18 protein-coding genes are annotated in these 25,914 nt (G+C 48.4%); 12 read left to right on the top strand and 6 right to left on the bottom strand.

What is annotated here, in order from left to right; all coding sequences use genetic code 11:
* Nucleotides 1-5 precede the first annotated feature (5 nt).
* The 9 genes from ABIE50_RS22730 to ABIE50_RS22690 all read left to right on the top strand — a co-directional run bounded on the left by ABIE50_RS22730 (nucleotide 6) and on the right by ABIE50_RS22690 (nucleotide 16,285).
* A complete protein-coding gene (locus tag ABIE50_RS22730; RefSeq protein ID WP_209859354.1) occupies nucleotides 6-1,130 on the top strand; it encodes a redoxin domain-containing protein in 1,125 nt (374 codons plus the stop codon).
* A gap of 24 nt (nucleotides 1,131-1,154) precedes the next feature.
* A complete protein-coding gene (locus ABIE50_RS22725; RefSeq protein WP_209859356.1) occupies nucleotides 1,155-2,363 on the top strand; it encodes a redoxin domain-containing protein in 1,209 nt (402 codons plus the stop codon).
* A gap of 793 nt (nucleotides 2,364-3,156) precedes the next feature.
* Complete coding sequence (locus ABIE50_RS22720; protein WP_209859358.1) at nucleotides 3,157-3,840, top strand: response regulator transcription factor; 684 nt, start codon at nucleotides 3,157-3,159, stop codon at nucleotides 3,838-3,840.
* Entirely contained in the window at nucleotides 3,837-5,147 is a 1,311-nt protein-coding gene (locus ABIE50_RS22715; protein WP_209859360.1) for a sensor histidine kinase, read from the top strand. The genes ABIE50_RS22720 and ABIE50_RS22715 overlap by 4 nt, the downstream gene beginning before the upstream one ends.
* Before the next feature lie 121 nt (nucleotides 5,148-5,268).
* A complete protein-coding gene (locus ABIE50_RS22710; protein ID WP_209859362.1) occupies nucleotides 5,269-6,651 on the top strand; it encodes a TolC family protein in 1,383 nt (460 codons plus the stop codon).
* A gap of 53 nt (nucleotides 6,652-6,704) precedes the next feature.
* Complete coding sequence (locus ABIE50_RS22705; RefSeq protein WP_209859364.1) at nucleotides 6,705-9,977, top strand: efflux RND transporter permease subunit; 3,273 nt, start codon at nucleotides 6,705-6,707, stop codon at nucleotides 9,975-9,977.
* Nucleotides 9,978-10,007: 30 nt separating this feature from the next.
* Complete coding sequence (locus tag ABIE50_RS22700; protein ID WP_142688254.1) at nucleotides 10,008-11,129, top strand: efflux RND transporter periplasmic adaptor subunit; 1,122 nt, start codon at nucleotides 10,008-10,010, stop codon at nucleotides 11,127-11,129.
* A 191-nt stretch (nucleotides 11,130-11,320) separates the two neighbouring features.
* Nucleotides 11,321-13,747: a TonB-dependent siderophore receptor gene (locus tag ABIE50_RS22695; protein WP_209859366.1), complete on the top strand. Its 2,427-nt coding sequence runs from the start codon at nucleotides 11,321-11,323 to the stop codon at nucleotides 13,745-13,747.
* Nucleotides 13,748-13,942: 195 nt separating this feature from the next.
* A complete protein-coding gene (locus ABIE50_RS22690; protein ID WP_209859368.1) occupies nucleotides 13,943-16,285 on the top strand; it encodes a TonB-dependent siderophore receptor in 2,343 nt (780 codons plus the stop codon).
* Nucleotides 16,286-16,386: 101 nt separating this feature from the next.
* Here the strand turns inward: ABIE50_RS22690 and ABIE50_RS22685 are convergent, their stop codons facing one another.
* From ABIE50_RS22685 to ABIE50_RS22670, 4 genes are all read right to left on the bottom strand, one after another.
* On the bottom strand, nucleotides 16,387-17,328 hold the full coding sequence (locus tag ABIE50_RS22685; protein WP_209859370.1) for an alpha/beta fold hydrolase: 942 nt from the start codon (nucleotides 17,326-17,328) through the stop codon (nucleotides 16,387-16,389).
* 136 nt (nucleotides 17,329-17,464) lie between these two features.
* On the bottom strand, nucleotides 17,465-17,836 hold the full coding sequence (locus tag ABIE50_RS22680) for a hypothetical protein (protein ID WP_209859373.1): 372 nt from the start codon (nucleotides 17,834-17,836) through the stop codon (nucleotides 17,465-17,467).
* 41 nt (nucleotides 17,837-17,877) lie between these two features.
* Nucleotides 17,878-19,602 carry an ABC transporter ATP-binding protein gene (locus tag ABIE50_RS22675; protein ID WP_209859375.1) on the bottom strand — a complete coding sequence of 575 codons (1,725 nt, stop codon included), beginning with the start codon at nucleotides 19,600-19,602 and terminating at the stop codon, nucleotides 17,878-17,880.
* The gene (locus ABIE50_RS22670) at nucleotides 19,599-21,395 is read right to left on the bottom strand and encodes an ABC transporter ATP-binding protein (protein WP_209859377.1); all 1,797 of its coding nucleotides are present in this window, start codon (nucleotides 21,393-21,395) and stop codon (nucleotides 19,599-19,601) included. The genes ABIE50_RS22675 and ABIE50_RS22670 overlap by 4 nt, the downstream gene beginning before the upstream one ends.
* Before the next feature lie 114 nt (nucleotides 21,396-21,509).
* On the opposite strand from ABIE50_RS22670, the gene ABIE50_RS22665 reads away from it, so the two are divergent.
* On the top strand, nucleotides 21,510-22,499 hold the full coding sequence (locus ABIE50_RS22665) for a helix-turn-helix transcriptional regulator (protein WP_209859379.1): 990 nt from the start codon (nucleotides 21,510-21,512) through the stop codon (nucleotides 22,497-22,499).
* Nucleotides 22,500-22,505: 6 nt separating this feature from the next.
* Here the strand turns inward: ABIE50_RS22665 and ABIE50_RS22660 are convergent, their stop codons facing one another.
* The gene (locus ABIE50_RS22660) at nucleotides 22,506-23,345 is read right to left on the bottom strand and encodes a sugar phosphate isomerase/epimerase family protein (protein WP_209859381.1); all 840 of its coding nucleotides are present in this window, start codon (nucleotides 23,343-23,345) and stop codon (nucleotides 22,506-22,508) included.
* A gap of 84 nt (nucleotides 23,346-23,429) precedes the next feature.
* Nucleotides 23,430-23,894 (bottom strand): hypothetical protein, encoded by a 465-nt coding sequence (locus ABIE50_RS22655; RefSeq protein ID WP_209859383.1) that lies wholly within the window; start codon nucleotides 23,892-23,894, stop codon nucleotides 23,430-23,432.
* A 99-nt stretch (nucleotides 23,895-23,993) separates the two neighbouring features.
* On the opposite strand from ABIE50_RS22655, the gene ABIE50_RS22650 reads away from it, so the two are divergent.
* Together ABIE50_RS22650 and ABIE50_RS22645 are read left to right on the top strand one after the other, a co-directional pair.
* The gene (locus tag ABIE50_RS22650) at nucleotides 23,994-24,725 is read left to right on the top strand and encodes a DUF481 domain-containing protein (protein ID WP_209859385.1); all 732 of its coding nucleotides are present in this window, start codon (nucleotides 23,994-23,996) and stop codon (nucleotides 24,723-24,725) included.
* Nucleotides 24,726-24,772: 47 nt separating this feature from the next.
* Nucleotides 24,773-25,906: a helix-turn-helix domain-containing protein gene (locus ABIE50_RS22645; protein ID WP_209859387.1), complete on the top strand. Its 1,134-nt coding sequence runs from the start codon at nucleotides 24,773-24,775 to the stop codon at nucleotides 25,904-25,906.
* Nucleotides 25,907-25,914 lie beyond the last annotated feature (8 nt).

Below are 25,914 nucleotides of genomic sequence, written 5' to 3'. Positions count from 1 at the left end.
ATATCATGAAGCATTATAAATATGCCGTTGTTGCTTTATTGCTGCCGGCAGCACTTACTACTGCTAAGGCACAGGCACAGCAGAATACCACCATCACCGCCACTATCAAAGGCCTCCCGGCAGGCGAGTGGGTGTACTGGCGCTCCCAGGGTGGCCAGGATCGCTATGACTCGGTACAAACTACCGCCGGCGGTTTCACCATTAAAACCAATATTCCCCCGGGGGAGGGAGATTTTTACACCATCAAGATAGGGAAACCATATGGTGAGCATAACTCGATCTTCTATTACCTGGATAAAGGTAATATCACTATTAAAGGGGATGGCCCGGAATTTAAAGACGCTGTATTCGGAGGTCCGCAATTTGTAAAAGATAACAACGAATATGCCGCTATGCTGAAACAGGCGCCAGGCTTGCAGGGGCGGGCAGACCTTTACAAAAAAGCCAATAAACTATACGCAGAGAGAGATTCTGCCGGCCTCGCTGCATTGCAACCGGAGCTTGAACGTATGCAGAAAGTAAGCGACAGCCTCACCAAACAATGGGTCCTGCAACATCCCAAATCCGGGATCAGCGCAGTGTTGCTGTCGCACCTGTTTGTTATGCCGCTGGAGGAAAAAGAAAGCGTCTTCAATAAGCTGTCGGCCTCCGCAAAGAACAACGGCCCCGGAAAACGCCTGGCGCATAGCATCCGCGTAAATAAGCTCACCGGCATCGGCAATACGGCGCTTGATTTCACGCAGAACGACACTCTCGGGAAACCCGTTTCCCTGAAGGATTTCCGCGGCAAATATGTGCTCGTCGATTTCTGGGCCAGCTGGTGCGTTCCCTGCAGGGCCGAAAATCCCAATGTAGTGGCAGCCTTCAATAAATACAGCAGTAAGAACTTCACAGTGCTCAGCGTATCGCTGGATCAACCTAACGGAAAAGAGAAATGGCTGAACGCTATCCACCAGGATCATCTCACCTGGACGCATGTATCAGACCTGAAATTCTGGGACAATGCTGTGGCCAAACAGTATGATATCCATAGCATCCCCAGCAACCTGCTGATAGATCCTTCCGGTAAGATCATCGCCAAAGACCTGCACGGCGATGAACTGGAGAAGAAACTGGCAGAAGTATTTTAATCATCTCATCAAAAAAACATTTGTATGAAATACACGCTCATCGCGCTTCCCTTTATTGCGTTGCAATTCGGGGCCAGGGCGCAGGAAAAATTACCATTTACCCTTTCGGGAGATATTAAAGGGCTGCCCAACCGCTACGTGTACCTCAGTTACCGGGAAAGCGCTGCGGAATACCAGACCGACAGCGTCCTGTCTCAAAACGGCCGCTTTACCTTTAAAGGCAATCTTGTGCAACCAGTGGAAGCACGCCTTTATACAGACAAAAAAGCCGCTATGTATGGTGAGGGCGATATGGCCTCCTTTTTTATGGAAGCTGCTACCATGAAGCTCAGTTCCGCCACCGGTCATCTGAAAGACGCAAAGCTCACCGGCTCCAAATCCCAGCTGGACCAGGACCTGCTTACCGCTCAGCGCGCACCTGTACAAAAAAAGCTAAAACCCTTATCGGATGCTTTTAACAAAATGAACCTGGAATACATTGCCGCCATGAAAGCGAAAAAAGGCGATGCGGAACTGGAATCCTTTAAAACCAAACTGGAGAAGCTGAAAGACCAGATGGAGCCTTACTATGAGCAAATGGAGAAAACGGATAAAGCCTTCATTGCAGCGCATCCCAATTCTTATGTATCCGCACAGCTGCTCCGCTTCCGGGTAAGCAATATGCCGCTGCAGGAAGGCGAAGCCTTTTATGCAAAAATGTCGCCGGCCATGCAGCAAAGCGCCGACGGCCTTGAAATAAAAAAAGAACTGGATGGCCTTCGTGGCGGTTCTCCCGGTAGTCCTGCCCATGAGTTCACCAAAACGGATATCAACGGTAAAACTATCAGCCTGGCTGATTTTAAGGGCAAATACGTCATGCTCGACTTCTGGGCCAGCTGGTGTGGTCCCTGCCGCAAAGGTAATCCTCACCTGAAGGAATTGTACGGTAAATACAGCGCCAAAGGCTTTGAGATCATCGGCATTTCCGACGACGATTCCAAACCTGAGGCCTGGAAAAAAGCCGTTGACCAGGACGGTATCGGCATCTGGCGCCATGTGCTCCGCGGACTGGATTGGACCAAACGGGAGAAGAACCTGCCCAACCCTGAGGATGTAAGCGATTATTACGGCATCCATTCCCTTCCCACCAAGATCCTCATTGATCCCAACGGCGTAATCATTGGCCGTTACGGCGGCGGCGGTGAAGACGATGAAGCTATGAACCGGAAGCTGGCGGAGATTTTCGGCGCATAACGCGGAGGTTGTCTGACTCAGGATTAAACTGATTACGCTGATTACGCTGATTTGATTACTTTGGATTTAAACTGATTTGGGGAGATTTAAGCGGAGTTTTTCTCTTGGTTTTTTGAAGGATTGGGAAAGATATAAGCGGATGGAGGGGATCGCCTTCGGCGATGCGGGTTTTGTCCTGGAACAATGATTATGATGATTTTCCTGGGTTTTTTGGATTTTGAAAGATTTTTTAATTCCGGCAGATAATTAGTATAGCCATTAAAATGTAGCCGTTTGACGAGGTATGCACTGCACCTGGTCAAACGGTTTTTTATGCCCGCTTATCCGGGATCCTGGCCAGGAAATTAGGCGGTTCTAAAGGGCTTTTTGTCCTTGAATACTGATTTTATTTTTGAGATTTTTGGGTTAGGACTGTACATCTGTAAGGCATATTGTAGGATGCCTCCTGTTATATTTACACTTCACGGGAAAGTAAAACGCCGGTACGCCGTATCTTATAGATACGGGGTATATATGGCTTAAATATGGTGTAAATATGGGGTAAATATGGTGTATATCCGGCGGAAACAGGGAGTATCCATAACCGAAGCCAGGGAGTGTCCATAATCTCCCCAACACTTAAAAAACCAGTAGAAAAACTCCGCTTCTATCTCCCCAAATCCTTTATCTATCCAAAATTATCAAATCAGCGTAATCAGCGTAATCAGTTTAATCCTGAGTCAGACAAAATCCGCGCTAAAAACTTCAAATTTGCTATAAATTTACCCTGCACCTTGCACCCAGGTATGTTTTTATGAAAGTATTGATTGTAGAAGATAACAAGGAACTGGCCAGCGGTATTTCCGATTACCTCAACGGGGAAAAGTATATCAGTGAACTGGCTTATGATATGGAAACAGCCAGGGAAAAGCTTTCCCTTTTCACGTACGACTGTATCCTGCTGGATATTATGCTACCGGACGGCAACGGGCTGGAGCTGCTTAATTTCATCCGGCGGGAAAACATCAGCAGCGGCATACTGATCATCTCCGCCAAAGATGCGCTGGATGATAAGGTGAACGGCCTCGAGCGGGGAGCAGACGATTACGTAACAAAGCCTTTTCACCTGCCGGAGCTGCATGCCCGGCTAAGGGCCATTTACCGCCGTAAGAAGCTGGATGGGAATAGCCTCATTGTTTTTAACGAGATAGAGCTTAATACAGACACCATGGAGGCCATGATCAATAATACCCTCCTGGATGTAACCCGGAAGGAATTCGACCTGTTGTTGTATTTTGTGGTCAATAAGAACCGGGTATTGTCGCGGCAGGCGATCGCAGCCCACCTTTGGGGCGATTACACTGACAACCTGGCTAATTTCGACTTTGTATACCAGCACGTAAAGAACCTGAGAAAGAAGATCAGCGCCGCAGAAGGAGTGGATTATATAGAAACGGTGTATGGATTAGGGTACAAGTTTAATACCTCCAAAACATGAAGCTGCTTAATAAAATAACGTTATGGTTTATCGGGATCGTATTCCTGATCACACCCATCACGATGTACATCTCCCGCAACAACATCAAAAAACACCTGGATGATGCGGAAATAGCGCGTATGACCGCCGTGAACGACCGGGTGGCCCAGCAAATGATGGCCGGTGAAAAACCGGACCGCTATACCCATGGAAGGCCCATACAGATCAGCACCGTCACAGGCCCGCTCCCGGAAAAGAAAGTGGTGGTAACAAAAGATAATTTCATCGCGGAAGACCTTGGCCAGAAAGAATGCCGCATCACGGTAGATTCCTGGTATATGATCGGCAACCAGCCATATAAAATATCTTCATTTAACTATGTGATCAAGTCGGAAGAAATATTCCGCGGCATGCTCAGCACCGTAGTATGGAAAATGCTGCTCATGATCTTCGCGGTGTCTGTAACGGCGCGATTGCTTTCCAGGAAGATCTTTTCACCGCTGCGCCGCACCATGAAAGCCATTCACAGCTTCGACCTGAAACAGAAAAATAAATTGCAGCTGCCGGAAACCACTACTACGGAGTTCAAAGAGCTGAATGTTTTTCTCAGCAAAATGACCGATAAGGCCATGGAAGATTACGCCGCCGTAAAAGAGTTCAGCGAAAATGCCTCGCATGAACTGCAAACACCACTGGCCGTGATCCGCAGCAAAATAGAACTGCTGTCTGAAACCAATATCGATGGCGTACAAGCCGCACTGATAGGGGATATGCAGAACGCGATCGAAAAATTGTCGCATATCAACCGCTCCCTTATCCTGCTTACCAAACTGGAGAACCAGGAATTCAAAGTGTCTGAAAGCATTAAGTTTTGCCGCGTGGTGAAAGATGTGATCGCCACTTATGAAGACTGGATCACTATGCGCGAAATTGCACTCACCACCAACCTCGATAAAAATATCCCGCTCAGTATTCATCCCGCACTGGCGGAAATGCTTATCAGCAACCTGCTGAGCAATGCGATCCGGCATAACCGCGACGGCGGACAAATAAAAATGGTGCTCACCCACCGCGATCTGTGCATCAGCAACACCGGTATACCTCCACAGATCCCTACCTGTGAACTGTTCCAGCGGTTTAAGAAAAGCAACCAGAGTAACGACAGTATCGGGCTTGGGCTTGCCATCGTTAAACAGATCTGCGAAGTGAACGGCTATGAAGTGGAATACGATTACGCCGATGGCTGGCACAAGATCCGGGTAGCATTTTACAAAAAACAGACAGTAAACAGCGAAACCCAGTCTGCAGCCGCCGCAGTAGCTGTTTAATTGTCCATCTCACAAAAAAAAATCCCGGTTTTCCGTTTCCTTCAAGTTTACTTCAAAATGATACAGAAATTTTGCGGTTGAATATCCTTCAGGACATTTCAACCGTAAAATCTATCTATTCATGTGGAGTAAGAAATATTGGCTGTTGGCGGTTGTATCCCTGTTTCCGGGCTACAGCTTGTATGCACAACAGGTATTTACACTTAAGCAGGCTATTGATACGGCTATTGCCAACTATGGGACCATCCGCGCCAAAGCCAGCTACACCGCGGCTTCCCGGGAACAGGTATCCCAGGCCCGCCGCGATTACCTGCCTAATCTGAATGTGGCAGCACAACAGGATTATGGTACCGTAAACGGCCAGAATGGCCCGCTGTATGGCTTCGGAGGCTTAAGCGTGGCTTCCTCCGGCCTGCCCCTCGATCATCAGAACTGGAACGCCTCCTTCGGCGCTTTATACCTTACTAATATCAACTGGGATTTCTTCGCTTTTGGCAGGGCCAAGGAAAAAGTTAAAACAGCATTAGCGGCCGCCGCTCAGAACGACAAAGACTGGCAACAGGAGATTTTTAAGCACAAAATAAAAGTGGCGGCCACTTATTTAAACCTCGTTGCAGCACAACAGCTCACCCGATCCTACAGGGAAAACCTGGAACGTGCAGACACTATCAGAACAGTAGTGGTTACCCGCGTGAAGAATGGGCTGATAGCAGGCGTGGACTCCTCCCAGGCCAACGCGGAATACTCCAATGCAAAAATTGCCCTTACTAAAGCAAGGGATTTTGAACAAACGCAAAGCAATGAACTGGCGCAGCTGCTGGGTATTGCACCGCGGCAGTTTATTCTGGATACCTCTTATGTAGCCCGTATCCCGGCACTGCCACAGCAAGCCCTTTCCCCGGAAAACCACCCGCTGCTGCAATGGTATAAAAGCAGGATCGCACTGAGCGATGAACAGGCAAAGTATGCCAAAACCTTTTACTACCCCGCGTTTACACTGGTGGGCGTATTGCAGACAAGAGGCTCCGGGTTTGGCAATGGCTATGCAGCTGACCAAACGGACTTTACGCACAACTACTGGGATGGCGTAAAACCTACCCGCACCAACTACCTGTTTGGCATAGGCGTTACCTGGAATATCACACAGCCCTTCCGTATTTCAAGGCAGGTGAAGGCGCAACAGCTCACCAGCCAGGGCCTGCAGGAAGAATATAATCTTGCCGATCAGCAGATCCGTGCACAGCTGGATCTCTCCGATATAAAAATTAAAAACGCACTGGATAACTACCTGGAATCGCCCGTACAGGTGAAAGCCGCTTCAGATGCCTATCTCCAGAAATCAGTATTGTATAAGAACGGACTGACCAACCTGGTGGATGTAACACAGGCACTGTATGCGCTCATCAGGGCGGAAACAGACAAGGATATTGCCTATAGTAATGTATGGCAGGCACTATTGCTGAAAGCAGCCGCAGTGGGCGACTTCAGCATCTTTGAAAATTAGCTTTTCGTTAAACGGACGCCATTGACGGCTTTATTTATCAACATTTCAGTACCATGAACCTAATCAGTTTTGCTTTAAAGAAACCCATCACCATCCTGGTGCTGGTTGCCGGCCTGTTCTTCTTCGGGATAAAAGCAGTCAATACTATCAAGATTGATATCTTCCCGAAGCTGGATATGCCGGTAATTTACGTGTCGCATCCTTTTGGTGGGTACACGCCGAAGCAGATGGAATCCTTCTTTGCCAAACAATATATCAACATATTCCTTTTTGTAAATGGTGTTAAAAGCATAGAAACAAAAAATATCCAGGGGCTTACGCTGATGAAGATCAACTTTTATCCTGGTACCAACATGGCGCAGGCGGCAGCGGAAGTGAGCGCCTTCTCCAACAGGATACAGGCCATCTTTCCACCTGGTTCCAACCCGCCGTTTATTATACGTTTTGATGCCTCCACTTTGCCGGTAGGCCAGCTGGTACTGAGCAGCGATAAACGCAGCAACAACGAACTGCTGGATATGGCCAACGTATACGTGCGCTCTTCCTTTACATCTATCCCGGGGCTGATAGGCTCCACTCCATTCGGAGGGAACATGCGCACCGTGGTGATCAAGGCAGATCCTGAGCTGCTCCGCCAGCATAACATGACGCCGGATCAGCTGGTGGAAGCCATGCGTTTGAATAACCAAACGGCGCCTTCCGGTAACGTGCGTATCGGGGATAACAACTATATCACACCTGCCAATACTACTATCCGTACAGTAAAGGATTTTGAAAATATACCTTTGTTTAAGGGAGATGTACAAAACCTTTACCTGAGAGATGTAGCTACCGTAGAAGACGGGGCGGATGTTACCGCGGGCTATGCCCTGGTAAACGGACGCCGCTCTGTATATCTCAGTATTGCAAAAGGTGCAGACGCCTCTACCTGGGAAGTGGTGCAGAACCTGAAAAAGTCGTTGCCCAAAATGCAGGCGCAGCTGCCGGAAGATGTGAAGCTGAGCTATGAGTTTGACCAGTCCACCTACGTGATCAATTCCGTAAAAAGCCTGCTCACAGAAGGTATCATCGGCGCCATCCTTACCGGTTTAATGGTGCTGTTATTCCTTGGTGATCCGCGCGGTGCGATGATCGTGATCCTTACTATTCCCACCTCGGTTATTTCCGCTGTACTTTTCCTCAGCCTGTTCGGGCAAACCATCAATATCATGACGCTGAGCGGACTGGCGCTGGCCATCGGTATCCTGGTAGATGAGAGTACGGTAACGATAGAAAATATACACCAGCACCTGGATATGGGCAAACCCAAAGCGCTGGCCATCTGGGATGCCTGCCAGGAAATAGCTTTCCCCAAACTGCTGATCCTGTTCTGTATCCTTGCGGTGTTTGCACCGGCATTCACCATGGGAGGTATCCCCGGGTCACTGTTCCTGCCGCTGGCCCTGGCCATAGGTTTCAGCATGATCATCTCTTATTTCCTGGCACAAACATTTGTGCCTATCATGGCCAACTGGGTCATGAAAGTAAAGCATCATAAAAAAGCAGATGGTAAGGAGATGACCGATGCGGAAGAGTTTGCGGCTGCCGGTCTTGCAGGGGAGAAAGATACCTGGGAGCAAAAGAAATTGCTGGTGGAGCGCCACGACTTTAACAACAACGGCAAAGTTGGTGGCTTTGAACGCCTGAGAAACCGCTACCTGCGCTTTATCCAGCGGATGATGCCTTACCGTAAACCGATTGTGATCGTTTACCTGGTAGCCGTTTGCGGTATCGTGGTATTGCTGCTGAACAGCATTGGCCGTGATGTATTACCGAAAGTAAATGGCAGCCAGTTCCAGGTGAGAATGCGGGTGCCTGATGGTACACGTATTGAGCGTACGGAAGAACAAACCATCAAGCTGCTGGATGGCATTAACCAGATAGTAGGAAAGGAGAATGTTTCTATCACCTCCGCTTATATTGGAATGCATCCGCAGCTGTTTTCCACGGCGCCCATCTTCCTGTGGATGGCGGGCCCGCATGAATCTGTAATACAGGTATCGCTCAGCGAACATTACAAAACCAACCTCGATGAATTAAAAGATAAGATCAGGGAAAAGGCAAAAGTGATTGATCCGAAGATCAGTCTTTCTTTTGAGCCTATAGAACTAACGGATAAGATCCTCAGCCAGGGCTCACCTACACCGGTGGAAGTAAGGTTTGCGGGCCGGGACCGGAAGCTGAGCGAGCAGTATGCGCAGAAGCTGATCACCCAGTTAAAGAAACTGCCTTATCTCCGTGATGTGCAGCTGGGGCAATCCATAAAATATCCTGCCATCAATGTAAATATAGACCGTATCAGGGCCGCGCAGCTGGGAGTGGATATGAATGATATATCCCGTTCCCTGGTGGCTTCTACTTCTTCGTCGAGGCTTACGGAAAAGAATATCTGGGTAGATGAAAAAGCGGGTTTGAGTTACAACGTGCAGGTACAGGTGCCGGAAAGTAAGATGAACAGCCAGGCGCAGATCGGGGAAATCCCTTTATTAAGAAATGCTTCCCGCCCGGTGCTGAGTGATGTGGCTACCATGTCGGTAGATACTACTTATGGAGAAGTGGATAACCTGGGCGCCATGCCTACACTAACGGTAACGGCTAACCTGAATAATACAGATCTTGGCTCGGCTTCGGCAGATGTAAAGAAAGCCATTGCTGCATTAGGAGAGCTGCCCCGGGGATTGAACGTGGAACTGATCGGGTTAAGCAGTACGCTCACCGATACGCTGGATAGCCTGCAGGGCGGATTGATTGTAGCCATCGTGGTGATCTTCCTGATGCTGGCGGCCAATTTCCAGTCGTTCAAAGTATCGGCGGTGGTGCTGGCTACAGTGCCGGCAGTATTGCTAGGCTCCCTTGCATTGCTGATGCTGTGCGGCTCTACACTGAACCTGCAATCGTACATGGGGATGATCATGTCGGTAGGGGTGTCTATCTCCAACGCAGTGCTGCTCATCACCAATGCGGAACAGCTCCGCAAGCATAACGGCGATGCGCTGTTATCCGCATCAGAAGCGGCTGCCCTGCGTATCCGTCCTATCCTGATGACAGCCCTGGCTATGGTGGTGGGAATGATCCCTATGGCCAGCGGTCTTGGTGAGGCAGGCGACCAGTCGTCGCCGCTGGGAAGGGCCGTGATCGGCGGCCTGGTGGCATCCACTTTTGCGGCCTTGTTTATATTGCCTCTGGCGTTTGCATGGGGACAGGGAAAAGCGGGCACGCAAAGCGTATCGCTGCACCCCAGGGATGAAGAAAGTATTCACTATATCCCATCGGACGAAAAAGCATAACCATTATCTAATTCTTTTAAAATATACTTTATGAACAGCGGTACCCGTATTACATTTCCTTTATTGTCAGCGATGGTGATCACCGCAGGACTGTACAGTTGCAGTACTTCCGGCGCCAAAGAAGGAAAAGACACATCCGCCATTGAAGCAGCAGCCCCTCTTGAAGTTTTCTCCCTGGAAAAGGGCAGCCTGTCTTCTTCCATCCAGATCCCCGGTGAGCTGATCGCTTTCCAGCAGGTGGATCTTTATGCCAAGGTGAGCAGCTTTATTAAAAAGATGAATGTAGATGTAGGAAGCGAAGTATCTACCGGTCAGCTGCTGGCTACCATGGAAGCGCCGGAGATCAACTCACAGCTGTCGGGCGCCGAATCCCGCCTGAAATCGCAGGAGGCCATTTATTTGTCCAGTAAGGCCACTTACGACCGCCTGCTGGAAACCAGCAAAACGCCGGGCACTGTTTCACAGAACGACCTGGACCTGGCCTTTGCCCGGCAGAAATCCGACCTGGCCCAGCTGGATGCAGCCAAAGCTGCGCACCGCGAAGTAGGCGACAACCGTAATTACCTCGAAATACGCGCGCCGTTCAGTGGTGTGATCACCGCGCGTAATGTAAGTGCCGGCGCCTATGTGGGCCCTTCAGGAAAGGGCTCTGAAATGCCTATTTTCACCCTGCAGGAGCAGAAGAAACTGAGGCTGGTGGTGAGCGTACCGGAAGCCTACACCAGTTACCTGACTAACCAGAGCGAGGTAGCTTTCAAGGTAAGATCTCTGAACAATAAAGAATTCAAAGGAAAAGTGATCCGCCTGGCCGGCGCACTGGACCGCAAGCTCAGGGCGCAGCATATTGAAATTGATGTAGCCAATAACGATAAATCATTGTTGCCCGGTATGGTGGCGGAAGTAGCCATTCCCCTCACCGGCAACGCCAGCAATTTCCTGGTACCCTCGTCTGCAGTCCTTAATTCTACCAAAGGCGTATTTGTGCTGAAGATCCGGGACAAACATTCGAAATGGGTACCGGTAACTACTGGTCGCAGTGAAAACGGTAAAACCGAAGTGTTCGGAGAGCTCACTGCCGGCGATACCCTGGTAACCACCGCCAGCGAGGAAATAAGGGATAATGCTCCCGTTCCCAATGTAAAAGTTAAGTAGATAGATAGTGGATGAAGAAGAAGTGGTCGCACCAGAAATGGTGCGGCCCTTTTTTTATTCCCTCCGGGAATTTCCGGTTTGCCCTTACACAACAACTTTTTCCGCTTTGCGTAAATCAAATTCCGTATCCGTCTGCAGAGATATAGCATATGCCCCGAACTTTGCGCCTGCAAATTTTAAGGAATCAGATAATGGAGAAATCAATAAGGAAATTTTTAAAGAGAACAGGCTGGTGTTTATTGTTACTCAATGTAGTGTTATTCAACACCGTATCTGCCGAAGAAACAGACAATGGCGGCAGCATTAAAGGGCTGGTAACTACTTCAGACAACAAGCCGGCGCCGGGCGTGGCAGTGGTATTGAAAGGCACCAAAAAAACAACCCTCACAGACGATAACGGTATTTACTTACTCCGTAACATCAACCCGGGAAATTATACGATCCAGGTATCGCTTACAGGATATGAAACCACCAGCAGGGAGGTGACCGTGGAAAAGGATAAAACCGTCACCATAGATCTTCAGCTTAATATCTCAGAAAAGAACCTGAATGAAGTAGAGATAACTGCCTCCCGGAATAAGTACACCAAAAGAAGCAGCGAGTATGTAGCCAAACTGCCATTGAAAAATATTGAGAACCCGCAGGTATACAGCGTTATTTCCAGCGAGCTCATAAAAGACCAGGTGGTAACCAGCTACGACAATGCCCTCAACAATGCTCCCGGTATCAGCAAATTATGGTCTTCTACCGGCCGTGATGGCGACGGCGCCGGTTATTACTCCCTCCGTGGTTTCGCGGTACAGCCTACACTGGTAAACGGCTTGCCCGGTTTAACCAACGGAGGCCTGGATGTAGCGAACATAGACAGGATTGAAGTAGTGAAAGGCCCCTCCGGTACGCTCTTTGGCAGCTCCGTTGTTTCCTACGGCGGTTTGATCAATACCGTTACAAAGAAACCTTATGACCACTTCGGTGGTGAAATCAGTTATACCGGTGGCAGCTATGGGCTCAACCGCGTTACCGCTGATATCAATACTCCCCTGGATAAAGACAATAAAGTGCTGCTGCGCGTAACCGGCGCTTACCACGATGAGAACAGCTTCCAGGATGCCGGCTTTGTAAAGAAACGCTTCATTGCGCCTTCGCTTACCTATCATGCCAGCGACCGCCTCACTCTCATGCTGAACACGGAATTCCTTTCTTCTGAAAGCACCAATCCCACCATGTTGTTCCTGGACCGTGGTACCGCGCTGTTCGCAAAGAACCTGCTGGAGCTGGGATACGATAACAAACGTTCGTACACCAGCAACAACCTCAGCATCAAAACGCCTACTTCCAGCGTACAGGCCCAGGCCATCTATAAATTATCCGATACCTGGACCTCGCAAACCATTGTATCAAGAGGAACCGCTAAATCAGAAGGATATTATTCCTATCTCTACGAGGCTTCTTCCGCCATGCCTGGTTTTCCCAATATTTCACCCACTTTTGCAAGATATATCAGCTACCAGAACGGCAGCACCAATACTACTGATATCCAGCAGAACTTTACCGGCGATTTTAAGATCGGGCAGTTCCGCAACAGGGTAGTGGCCGGCCTGGATTATTTCAACCGCCACACACAGGGCAACAGCACCGGCTATGCCATGAATGGCCTGGTGGATATGGCTGGTAACGACAACGGTATCCTGTCAAGGCAACATACCGATTCATTGCTGAATGCTTTACCGGTCGATAATTCCAACCTCACACAGGAAACATACAGCGCTTATGTGTCTGATGTATTCAATATCCTGCCCAGCTTATCCGTAATGGCCAGTTTACGTGTGGACCATTTTAAGAATGGCGGTCTTACTGCAAGCGAAAACAATAAATACTCTCAAACCGCGTTGTCGCCTAAATTTGGTATCGTGTACCAGCCTATCCTGAATACGCTGTCTGTTTTTGCGAACTACATGAATGGTTTCACCAACAGCGCACCACGGCAGCGTGGCGACAATGTGTGGGTAAGCTTCGATCCTGAGCAGGCCAACCAGATGGAAGGCGGTGTGAAAGTAAACCTCCTGGGTGGTATGATCACCGGTTCCGTAAGCTACTACGATATTAAAGTGAAGAACATCATCCTGCAAACAGGTGGGGGCCCAACAACCGACTATACCCAGGGTGGCGAAAGAACCAGTCGCGGCGTAGAAGCGGAGATCGTAGCTAACCCGGTGGCTGGTTTGAACATCAGTGGCGGTTACAGCTACAACGACAGTAAATTCACTGAAACAAACGATAAGGAATACCTGGGCAGACGCCCTGAAGAAGCAGGCCCAAAAAACCTCGCTAACCTCTGGATCACCTACAAATTCCAGAACGGCCCGGTGAAAGGTTTTGGTATCGGCTTCGGCGGCAACTATGCCAGCGAAAACATGATCCTCAACAGGCTCACTACCGGCGTGTTCACTTTACCATCTTACACGGTATTAAACGGCTCCCTGTTTTACAACACCAACAAGTTTAATGTAGCGTTCAAACTCGATAACATCGGTAACAAAGAATACTACAAAGGCTGGAGCACCATTGAGCCGCAAATGCCACGGCGCTTTTCAGGAAACGTAACGTTTAAGTTCTAAAGCCATACAAATAAAAAGAAGAGCGTCCCGGGAAATAACCGGGGCGTTTTTTTTCCGGTCTGCCGGCAGATATTCAGAAGCGTCTTACATCCGCATAGTTAACAATATTTCCCTTTTCAATAAATAGTTTTCCGGAATATTAAAACAAGGCAGTTTCTCCTGTGATATCTTGCAGAAAATTTTTTACGCCTAACCATGAAGAAATTACTGTACTGCCTGATCTTATTACTGCCACTGTATGCTTTCTCCGATACGGAAACTGATTTTGGTACTATCAAAGGAATAATAACTACCAGTGATAATCAAACCGCTGCGGCTGTAACAGTGACGATAAAAGGGACTTCAAGGACTGCCATTACGGGAGACGATGGCGCCTTTACTATTCACCGGGTGCCAGCCGGCGACTACCAGTTAGAGATTTCACTGATCGGATACCAGACGCTCACGCAAAATGTGCGCGTGGAAAAGGGGCAGACAACCAATGTATCGCTCCGGCTGGAATTATCTGATACACAACTGCGGGAAATTGTAGTTAACAGCAACCGTAATAAATTTACGGATAAAAATACAGACCAGGTAGCAAGGCTTCCCCTGAAGAACCTTGAAAACCCACAGGTATACCAGACTGTAGGCAAAGCCCTGATGCAGGAGCAACTGATCACCGAACGTACTGATATTTACAGGAATATTCCCGGTGCGGTGCCCAATTTCGCAGTAGGCGGCTCCCAGGGTATGAGCATACGCGGTTTTGCCAATGCCACGGGTATGCGAAATGGTATGGTTACCAGCGCAATTGTGCCATTGAATCCGGTTATCCTTGAGCGTATAGAAGTAATAAAAGGGCCTTCGGGCACTTTGTTTGGCAGCAACCGGAACATCACTTTCGGTGGGCTTTATAACTATGTGACCAAGAAGCCGTACGATCATTTCGGCGGAAATATAAGCTTTACCGGCGGCAGCTTTGAATTTGCACGCTTTACCGCAGATGTCAATGCCCCGCTGAATGATGATCATACCCTGCTGTTCCGCCTCAATGCCGCCGGGCAAACGGAAGGCTCTTTCCAGGACCAGGGATATGCGAAGAATTATACCATTGCTCCCAGCTTCTCTTACCAGGTGAACGACCGGCTGAATTTCCTGGTAGACGTGGAAATCACCAGGGGCAACTTCGCTACCGGTACCTATGCAGTGAGCGATTTCAAAAATGTGAAAGCGAGAAGCTTTAAAGATCTTAACATCGGGTACAAGCGTTCGTACATTAATAACGGGGCCGATATCAGCAATGGTATCAATAACATACAGGGCAAGATCACCTATAAAATATCGGACGCCTGGAGCTCCGAAACGAATTACCTGTTTTCCGAGGGCTTCTATAAACATTTTTACTGGACCAACATGACCCTGCTCACAGATTCCACCATGTCGCGCAGTGTGAGGAATCAGAAACCCGAAACGTTTGGTAACATCCAGTTGCAGCAGAATTTTATAGGCGATTTCAGGATCGCATCGTTGAGAAACCGGTTGGTGATAGGTATCGATTATAACCACAATTATAATAGCCTGAACCGGGTTACTGTTGGCTATGATGAAGTGAACATCAATCAACCGGTAAAAGAACTGAATGCCGACCTGATTGATGCGTTATCCTATCAGAAAGGATTTTCAGCTACCCGTACCAGGTCCAACAGCTACAGCGTGTATGCTTCCGATGTACTGAACATAACCCCGGCACTGATGACCATGTTGAGCCTGCGTGCCGACCGCTTTACCACTGAAGGCACCTACACGGTGGCTACCGGTAAATATGCCGGTGATTATTCACAGAATTCATTATCGCCCAAACTGGGTATTGTATACCAGGTATTGAAAGACAAGGTGTCTTTGTTTGCCAACTATATGAATGGTTTTGTAAACCTTGCCCCGCTTGTGCAGCCGGATAATACCATCCTGAACCTGAAGCCCCAGCAGGGCAACCAGTGGGAAGGCGGTGTGAAGGTAGAGTTGCTCAACAACAGGTTAAGCGGTTCTGCCAGTTATTATAACATCGATGTGACCAATGTTACCCGGACGGAGATTGTAGACGGGAAAACCTTTATGTTCCAGGATGGTACGCAGCGCAGCAAGGGATACGAGGTGGAACTGACCGCTAACCCGGTAACAGGCCTGAATATCGTAGCCGGCTATGCCCATAACGAGAACAGGTATACGAAAGCATCTCCCGCATTGCAGGGTAAGCTGATTGTGGGTAGCCCGAAAGATATAGCTAATATCTGGGTAAGTTATCATCTGCTGCAGGGAAAGGGAAGGGGCCTGGGCTTTGGTGCAGGCGGAAACTATGTTGGCGACTCCTGGTTTGAATCCAGCAATACTTTCCTTTTGCCGGGATATACCCTTTTGAGCGCTTCGGTATTTTATGATCAGCCGAAATACCGCCTGGCATTGAAAGGTAATAATCTCTTAAATGAAAAATACTGGGATACCAACGGTATACCACAGAAGCCTGTCAATTTCCTGGCAAGCGTAACCTTTAAGTTCTAAAAAGGATGCGGGCAGGCTATCTGGCCTGCCCGCATCCCCGTATATGTTATAACCCTGAAGGGGTAAGCTATATTATTTTGAAACGCTCGAAAGCCAATTGTTTAAAAAGTAGGCGGCGTTGCACCTGGCTTAGCATCAAGAAAGTCGTTGATCATCGGTATCAGCCAGTCTGTACGCTGCATCATGCCTATATGCGTAGTGCCTGGCAGGATAGCTAAGCGCGACTGGGGCAGGCCGTGAATATCTCCCATTTTCCCTCCGCCTTTGGCACGGAACAGCTCAAGTGCGTGCTCATATCTTATACCATCGGCATCGCCAATAGCCATGAAGATGGGCGCCTTTATATTTTTAACCTCTTTCGACCAATCGTATGGCTTCAGGTCTATACTGATCACTCTTTTTACAAAGTCCGGAAAGTGGGCAGGGTCATTACCAAGACTATCATACTGCTTTTCCAGGGGAGAGCCCTTGAACATATCAGCGTTGATGGTGCTATACATGGCTTCCACATCAGGCCACCATCCATCATGCTTATAGGAGCCTGACAACACGATCAGTTTACGCACCTGTTCAGGATGGCGAACGGCCATCTGGAAAGCTATCCCGCCTCCCATACTATAGCCCAGTATATCGGCGCTGTCTATTTTCAGGTGCTTCAATAAACCGGATACATCATCTGCCATCCCTTCATAACTAAATTCCCTGGCTATATCCCTGGTACGGCCATGGCCCTGCATTTCCGCTACTATTACTTTCCTGTTTCCGGCCAGCAGGGGGATGAAACCCAACCAGTTCAGCGGAATGGTCATGTAAGAGCCATGTAATAATACGATCGGCTCACCTTTACCATATACTTCATAGTACATCTTTAAGCCATTTACATCGGCATAGCCCGTTTCATTGGCTTTGATGTTTTGAGGCCGGGTAGTATCTGCAGATCCGGCTGTTTTTTCCGGGGCTTTTTCCTGGTTCGGCTGGCAGGCCATCGCGGTTATAATGATGGCAAGTAGAAGCCCCGCTTGGGTGATGAAACGCTTATTCATACAGTACAGTTTTATTACCTTACAAAGATTCAAAACAATACTCTGTGAGGGGCTGTACGTATGCGACAATTACAGGGCTAAAAACGACAACGCATTACCGGCATAAAAAGAGGCTGTTTAAAAACAGCCTCTTTTTTTATGCCGCATTGGTATTATTATTTGCAGCCGTTGTACCGGCCGGCGCCGCCGGCTCATCGGTTTCCATCAGCCATTGCGTGTACTTATTTTTTGGCAGCATGGTATGCAGCTTTTTCTTCAGCCACTTGGAAACTATTTCAAACACGATAAAACCGATCACAATGGAAATAACCCATTCCATTGTATTGTAGGTATGTTTGTCGACCACGGTTTTATGTGCGGTGAGGCCCCACAGGTTCCGGATGCTGCGGGTGGTAAAATAATGGGAAACAAGGCGGGTGGATGCCATCCCGATAACGAATCCTAAAAAATTGCCCACATAATTATTGTAAACGTATTCCAGGAATTTTCTGATGAGTTTAATTTTCATGCAAGGGATCTTTGCCCGCGAAGCTAATACCAAATCCCGGATTACGCAATCTTCCAGCCGTTGGTGGCCTGCTGTGTATTCCATAGCCTGCTGTACAAACCGTTATTTTTCAGGAGACTGTCGTGTTGCCCGCGTTCTTCTATTTTACCATTATTTAATACCAGGATCATATCCGCATCCCTGATAGTGGCCAGTTTATGTGCTATCACTACCACTGTTTTACCTTTTACCAGTTGCCGGATGGCCTCCTGGATATACAGTTCGTTCTCAGGGTCCAGCGAAGCGGTAGCTTCATCCAGTAATACCACCGGTGCATTTTTAAGCAATGCGCGCGCAATGCTGATGCGTTGTTTTTGCCCGCCGGATAATTTGTTGCCGCCTTCTCCCACGGTGCTGTGAATCCCATCGGGTAGCTCCAGCGCGAAATCAAGGACCAGCGCTGCTTCTGCCGCCTCAAGGATTTCTGCTTCGGTAGCGCTCATCCGGCCAAACCGGATGTTGTTGTAGATGCTGTCGTCGAAAAGATAAACATCCTGGAATACTTCACTGATCAGTGCATACACATCTGTGGGCGCCATATCACGCACATTGATGCCGCCTATACGGATGGCGCCTCCGTTGGTGTCCCAGAAGCGGGCTATCAGCGAAGTGACGGTGGTTTTACCGGAGCCGGAAGGCCCTGCCAACGCCACCATACTGCATTCCGGCACCTCGAAGGAAATGTTTTCCAGTAAATTTTTATGATCGCGGTATGCAAATGTTACGTTTTCAAAGGAGATATTGAACTGCATAGGTACCTGCCTGTTACCTGCATCCTGCACCGGGGTTTTTAGCAGCTCAATCACCCGTTCAAGGCTGATGTTCATATACCGCAGGATCACATAATCCACCAGCACAATTTTCACAGGCTCATACAGCCGGTATCCGATAATGAGGAAAGTGATCATAGTGGCAACAGATAAAGTGCCCTGTGTAAGATAAACAACTGCGAGGCTTAACATCCCCAGGAAAAACAATTCCAGGATCATGCCGGTGGTAAGTACAAAGGGGCCGGGAATGGCTTCGGTCCGTATACTGGCCCTGCGGAAATTATTCAGCGCCTGTTCCAGGGTACTGAAGCGGCTGCCCGTCATCCCAAACGATTTGATATGCCGGATACCCTGCACATACTCCAGGAAGCGGGCGCCGGTATCATTCCGTGCGGCTACATGTGTTTTCCCCTGTTGCACTATCAGGTAATTGGAGATACTGATCATCACATAACAAAGGGGCAATGCCGCCAGTAATACCAGCGCCAGGCGCCAGTCGGTGAACAGCAGGAATACCGACAGAATGCCTGTGGCAAAAACGGCGCCGGCCATATTGCCTATAGTATGTCCGAAGATCAGTTCAAAATTGGCTACATCCTGTAACACAACGGCTGCCAGGTCGCCGGGATCGCGTTGTTTAAAGGTGCCCATCGACAGCCGTTGCAGGTGCATGCCCAGCTGTATGCGCAGGCGGGTAGAGAGGGCATAGGTCATGGTGTTGGAACCTACCATCGTTTTTACGGAGATCCACAACTGCCCGGTAAGCATAACTGCCATGATAGTAACGTAGATGTATAAACGCTTTTCTGAAGCATGGCCGGAAAACAGTTCCTGTATAATGAGCAGGAGGAACCCTGTAGGCACGGCAATAAATAAATGATGCAGCAGTTCCAGCGCAATGCTTTTGCGTACCCTGCCGGGCTCCATTTTAAAAATATAAAAGAGATGTCTGATCATGTTGCAGAGATGTTGAAAGGAGTAATGATGGACGGATCCCCGGTCAGCGTAAAGGATTTTGCCCGTGTATGCGCCTGCCACATCTTCCTGTATAAAGGGCATTGATCCAGCAACGTTTCATGACGGCCAATACCTGCCACGGCGCCTTTATCCATCACCACAATCTGGTTGCACTGCGTAATGGTGCTGAGCCGGTGGGCGATCACGATCATGGTTTTCCGGGAAATCAATTTATTGAATGCCTGTTGTATCAGGTGCTCGTTTTCAGGATCGCTGAAAGCGGTGGCCTCATCGAGGATAAGCACCGGCGCATCTTTTAAAATAGCCCGCGCAAGCTGTATGCGTTGTTGCTCGCCTCCGCTCAGGTGCACACCGTCTTTTCCCCACAGGGTTTTGTAGCCATCGGGTAGCTTCATGATAAAATCATGACATTGTGCGGCTTTGGCAGCAGCCACTATTTCAGGCATGGTTTTATCCATGCCCATGCGGATGTTTTCAAGAATGGTTTCCTGGAACATGAAGCTGTCCTGGAATACAAAGGAAATATGCTTCATCAGCTCCTCCGGCCTGATGGCCCTGATGTCTTTATTGCCTATTCCTATGTAGCCACGACTGGCATCCCAGAACCGGGCAATCAGTTGTGCAGCGGTAGATTTACCCGAGCCGGAAGGCCCTACCAGCGCGGTAATGCTGCCCTGCGGAACACGGAAGCTCACATGCCGCAATACCTCTGTACGGCCATCGTAACTGAAAGACACGTTATCAAGCTCGATACTGTAATCATTTTCCAGTTTCTCCTGGCCCCGGGTTTCTGCTTCCTGGCTGAACAGTATTTCATCGAGCCGTTTTACGCCGTGATTGATCACGGAGATCTGTGTACCCAGGTTGCTCAGTGCAAACAGTGGCCGGATATAACCCACGCCCAGTATAAGGAACAGCAGCAGTACGGAAACGCTGAGCCCCTGGTGGAAATACAGGTAAAATCCTGCTGCAAGCACCGGTAAGGAAGCATTGCTGATGAAACTGGTAAATATCCCGAAAAAAGGAGAGGAGGTACGTACCCAGGCCAGTACCATATCCTGGAAACGGTATACGGCCCCGCTGTATTTATCAAAACTATCTGCCGTATGCCCAAAGATCTTGATCACCGGCATGGCCCGTACAAATTCCACGATGCCCGCATTCATATCTTCCAGGGAGCGGTGGTACCGGGTGAGCAACGCCCTGCGCTCTTTGTTAAACATCAGCGGGATAAATATGGCCAGGAACAGGATGGGTAAGCAACTGGCCAGGGCCAGCCTCCAGTTCACTGTAAAAAGATATATCAGCGTTATAAGCGGCAAAGCCATCCCTTTTACAAAATCAGGGATACTATGGGCGATGAAATTTTCTATCCGCTCTATATCATCTCCCATGATCTTTTTCAGTGCACCTGAATTATGCCGGTTAATAAATCCCAGTGGCAGCCTGCCCAGCTTATCCGCCATCTGCGTACGCAGCTCATACAGGATATTGAATGCCGCCACATGCGATGCCATGCCTGCCGCATACAACAGGGCATATGAGGCTATCACCGCAAATACCGCTTCGAGGATATACGTTTTTATCAGCCCCACATCTACCGGTGGAGTGATCATAGCTTTCAGTATGGCATACACCAGTATATAGGGAACGATGGCCAGTAATGCATGCAGCACGGCCAGCACCGCCGACAGCACTAACAGGCGCCTGCGCCTGCCTGCCAGTTCCAGTAAACGGGATACGCCCGATTTCATTTTTTGTGTTGCTTTCATTGAAATCTTTAACTTTAGCCTCAAAGGTGCCGCTTATCATAAAAATGGTTTTTACACCGGCGGGATAGTTTTTTATATCAGCGGGATAATTTTCTCAACAGAAAAGAAATTCATATGGGGATGTTGATAGGAGACCTGGATGGTAACTGGCATGATCTGACAGGGCCCTTTGCTTTGCCAGCCAACGATATTATGCCTCCATTGGTACAGGAGCGCAGGGAGAAATTCAGTTTTGCTTTCGGCGATCTTGAGCTGGTGCAGATCATACTCCCGGAACTTTATATTGTGTATGGCGATATGCTGTTGCAACAGCAGCACTTTAATATGCGTGCGGTAAATATACCAGACACGATAGAAATGCATTTCTCCCTGAAAGGTAATGGCTGGCTGAATAACAACGCCACCGGTAAGCAGTATCATTTCGGCGCTAACCGCCACAACCTCATGTATGTGCCTGCACTCGACGGTAAGGCATGTTATATGGACAAGGAGATGTACCAGTTCTTTGAAGTGCATCTGGACCGTAAATATTTCCTGGAACTGGTGCGGGATACCAATCCTGTATTGTACGATTTTGCGGAGAAAGTGGAAGGGAAAATGGAAGTGCATGCGAACGATAACGGGGAGGAAATAACATTTGCCATGTACCGGTGTATCCGTGATATAATGGATTGCCGGTTTGCAGGCGGACTGAAATTCTTGTACCTGCAATCAAAATGTATAGAGCTGCTTACCCTGCAGGTGGCATCGTTTGAAAAGCAGGCCCGCGCCAAAAGCGCGCTTACTTCAGCGTATGATAAAGACTGCATCATGTACGCGAAGGAGTATCTCCTGCAGCATATTACTGCACCACCTACACTCACAGAACTGGCTGCTATTGCAGGCACCAATACCTTTAAGCTGAAGAATGGTTTTAAGGAATTGTTTAATAATACGGTGTTTGGTTACCTCAGTGATACGAGGCTGGAAAAGGCACAGGGCTTATTGTTGGCGGGGATGCCTGTGAAAGAAGTGGCAGACAGGCTGGGATATTCTTCTGTACAGCATTTCAGCACAGCTTTCCGGAAAAAGTTCAGTGTTCCTCCCGGAAAGCTGCGCCGGTAATAATTATCAGCTGTTAATTGTATTGATCACACCCCTGAAAAAACCGGCCGACTCGGCGATGCCCGGCAAAGGATCACTCATATCTTTTTCAAATTCCAGGCTGCATACCCCGGCATAATTGATCTTTTCCAGTGCCGTTACCAGTTTTTTAAAATCAATGGCGCCCCTGCCCAGTTCAATGGCTTTTCCATCTTTCTGTGCAGCGGAAATATCCTTGATGTGCAGGTCAAAGATCCTGTGCTTATACGCCAGCACCGCTTTGGATGGCTCTTCCCCGGCACGGGCGGCATGGCCGATGTCCAGGCACAGACCCAGGCGCTCATCCCTGTTCCTAATAAGGTCGTACGCATTTTTCGGACCGGGATAGAGCTTGTCTTCCGGACCATGATTATGCACCGCCAGGCGTATATTATATTCTTTGATCTTCTTTTCCGTATAATCCAGCAGCTCCGGGTTAGGTACACCTACAATTAACGGCACGCCTACACGTTTTGCATAATCAAATGCTTCATCTACTGCTTTTTCCGTTTTCATGTATATAACGCCTACCGCATACACGTGAATGCCTGCTGCAGAAAATTTGCCCAGCACTTCTTTTATTTTTTCCGGGGAACTGTTTAAAGGGAGATGAATATCTTTTACAGAGATATTTTTGATATTCACCCGGTTCATCATGGCGATGGCCTGGTCGAGATCAAATTTGGCAAAGGTATAGCCCGCCATACCAATGGGTAGCGCTGTTTTCCTTGCCGGCCTGCCGGCAGCTGCTGCAGTAGTGAAAGGCGCCATAGTAGTGGCAGCCATGCCCAGCGCGGTTTGCAGCAGAAAGTTTCTTCTTGATGACATATTGTATCGTGTTTCGTGGTTTCAGCAAAAAGTACAGCACTGAAGGCAGTACAACGGGCTAATATCTCTAAAAAACTTTGTTTTTTATTGTTTTTTTATAATGTACCTGGCGATACCCCAAAAAAGATGACCGGAAAAAATCAGTTGTGCGCCCAGCAAAAATAATATCAGCCAGCGATAGGCAACCTCAGACGTGTTTATGTAATAGTAGTTTTTTTGCCTGGCGCCAGTGTTATAAATGTTGTTATAATAGTCTGTAAAAAACACCACTAAAAACAATATCAGCAGCGTTAGCAGGATATGTGCCCATGTTAGCGCCCGGCTGGGAAGGAAGCGCTTTAAACAGGCATACAACCCCGCAGCAGCTATAAAGCAAAAGGAAACCAGCCAACAGATATGGCTGGTGGGTATCACCAGCATAGTATCGTATATGTGGATATCCGTTGTTTGATGAAGGGTAAAAAAGGAGTAAACGATCAACGCCAGAGCGATGAACAGGAACAACATGTAAGGACGGTGTTTAACAGATAGCAAAGCTCTTTGCAGCATGAGATTCGGGTTATTAATAAAGATACTGATTCTTTCAGAATGTTCAGGCACGTTAATTGCGGCGCCCGAATCGCATTGTAAACACCTAAGCACCTGGTCATGAAGAGATTAGTTTTACTATGGATGATATTATTATATGGTTTGAGCACCCGGGCCCAGTTCAGCGACTCGGTGCATTATTATATCAAGTACGCGTCTACCGGTTCTGTGAACATGACCAATGATGGAAATTCCTTCCTGCTTAATAATAACCTGGGCTTCAAGATCAGCAAGAAAAGAATGACGCTGAATATGGGCGCCAGTTATGTATATGGGAAACAGGACCACAGCGTTACCAACAACGATGTATCTGCCGCTTTGGATTTTAATATTTACCGGGGAGAAAGGAAGATATATTTCTGGGGGCTTGCCAATTACGATAAAAGTTATTCCCTGAAGATCAACGACCGCTTCCAGGGTGGAGGGGGCGCTGCTTACGACGTTATTAAGCGGGAAAATGCGACACTGAACCTCAGCGATGGGATATTGTTTGAAAACAGTGATCTTTTTCTTCACGATACCATCCCGGACGTGTACCAGACCTTCAGAAATTCCTTCCGGGTATATTATAAGTGGGTGATCAAAGACATTATTGTGCTGGAAGGATCCAATTATTTCCAGAACTCCCTTTCTCACAGTAACGACTATATTATAAAATGTAATAACACCCTTGCTGTAAAGCTGCGTTCCTGGCTTGCCATCACCGCCGCCATGACCTATAACAAATTAAACCGCACAGAGCGTGAAAACCTGCTGATGACCTATGGGCTCACGGTGGAGAAATTTTTCTAGCAATACCTGGTTGCCGGCGGAAAAAGATTTTATCTTATTTTGGCACTATGGAGCGGTTATTCCAAACTATTATTTTACTGGGCGTTATCCAGGGCTTTATTGTAAGCGGGTTGCTGTTTTTTTCTGTAAAAAAACGCAGGGCCAACCGCTTCCTGGCAATGCTGATCTTCCTGCTCAGTATGGCCAGCTTTTGTTTAAGCGGTGAATACCACCAGTGGTTCGGCTTTCCCTGGCTGCGTTTCTTCAGTCAGCTGGTGCCGCTTATTGTTGCAATGCCCTTAGGACCGCTGATGTATTTCTACATACAATCTTTCACGGATCCTGAATTTAAGCTCACCCCCCAACGGCGCAGGCATTTCTGGCCGGTGGTCGTTGATCTTGTATCACCGGTGGCCGCTATCATATTTGTGGTGGGCGTGCTCCTGGGTGTATTGAAGAATCATCCGCAGCCATGGGTCATCTTTATAGATACCTACAACGTATATTCAGATATTCCCCGTTGGATATCGCTGGCTACTTATACAGGATTATCTGTCAGGTTCCTGGCGGCATATAAACGAAGCAATCCTCCTGGTGCGGGCCTGCGCTGGTTGCAGCAGCTAACCTGGTTGTTTGCCGGCTTCTCCGCCATATGGCTGGTGTACCTGGTGCCATATGTGATTCCCCGTTATACGGATGTGATGCTTGATAAATTCGACTGGTACCCGGTTTATGTGCCCGTCACCATCCTGATCTACTGGCTGGGAATTAAAGGGTATATTATTTCCTACCAGGAACTGGTGACTGCAAAGAAAACGGAAACAGTATTGCCCGAATCCACCACGGCGCCTGCCGTAATGCTGCTGAAAAAAGCCATGGAGGAAGACCAGCTGTTCCTGAACGCGGCGCTTACCCTGCAAATGGTGGCGCAACATACCGGTCTGCCGTCTAAAACTATTTCCGCGGTATTGAACCAGCACCTGCATAAAAACTTTAATGAGTATGTAAACGGCTACCGCGTTAACCTGTTTAAAGAAAAACTGTTGCAGGAGGAGGCCGATCAGCTCACCTTCACAGGCATGGCGTACGACTGCGGCTTTTCATCGCCCGCTACTTTCCAGCGGGTATTCAAACAGCTCACGGGCATGTCGCCTTCCGAATTCAGGAAAAGCGCTTTGCAAACGCAGAAATCCACGCTTTAATATGCCTC

This window comes from Chitinophaga sp. OAE865, from assembly GCF_040546735.1.
Lineage (GTDB): Bacteria > Bacteroidota > Bacteroidia > Chitinophagales > Chitinophagaceae > Chitinophaga > Chitinophaga polysaccharea_A.
This window is presented reverse-complemented; position numbering and strand designations above follow the sequence as displayed.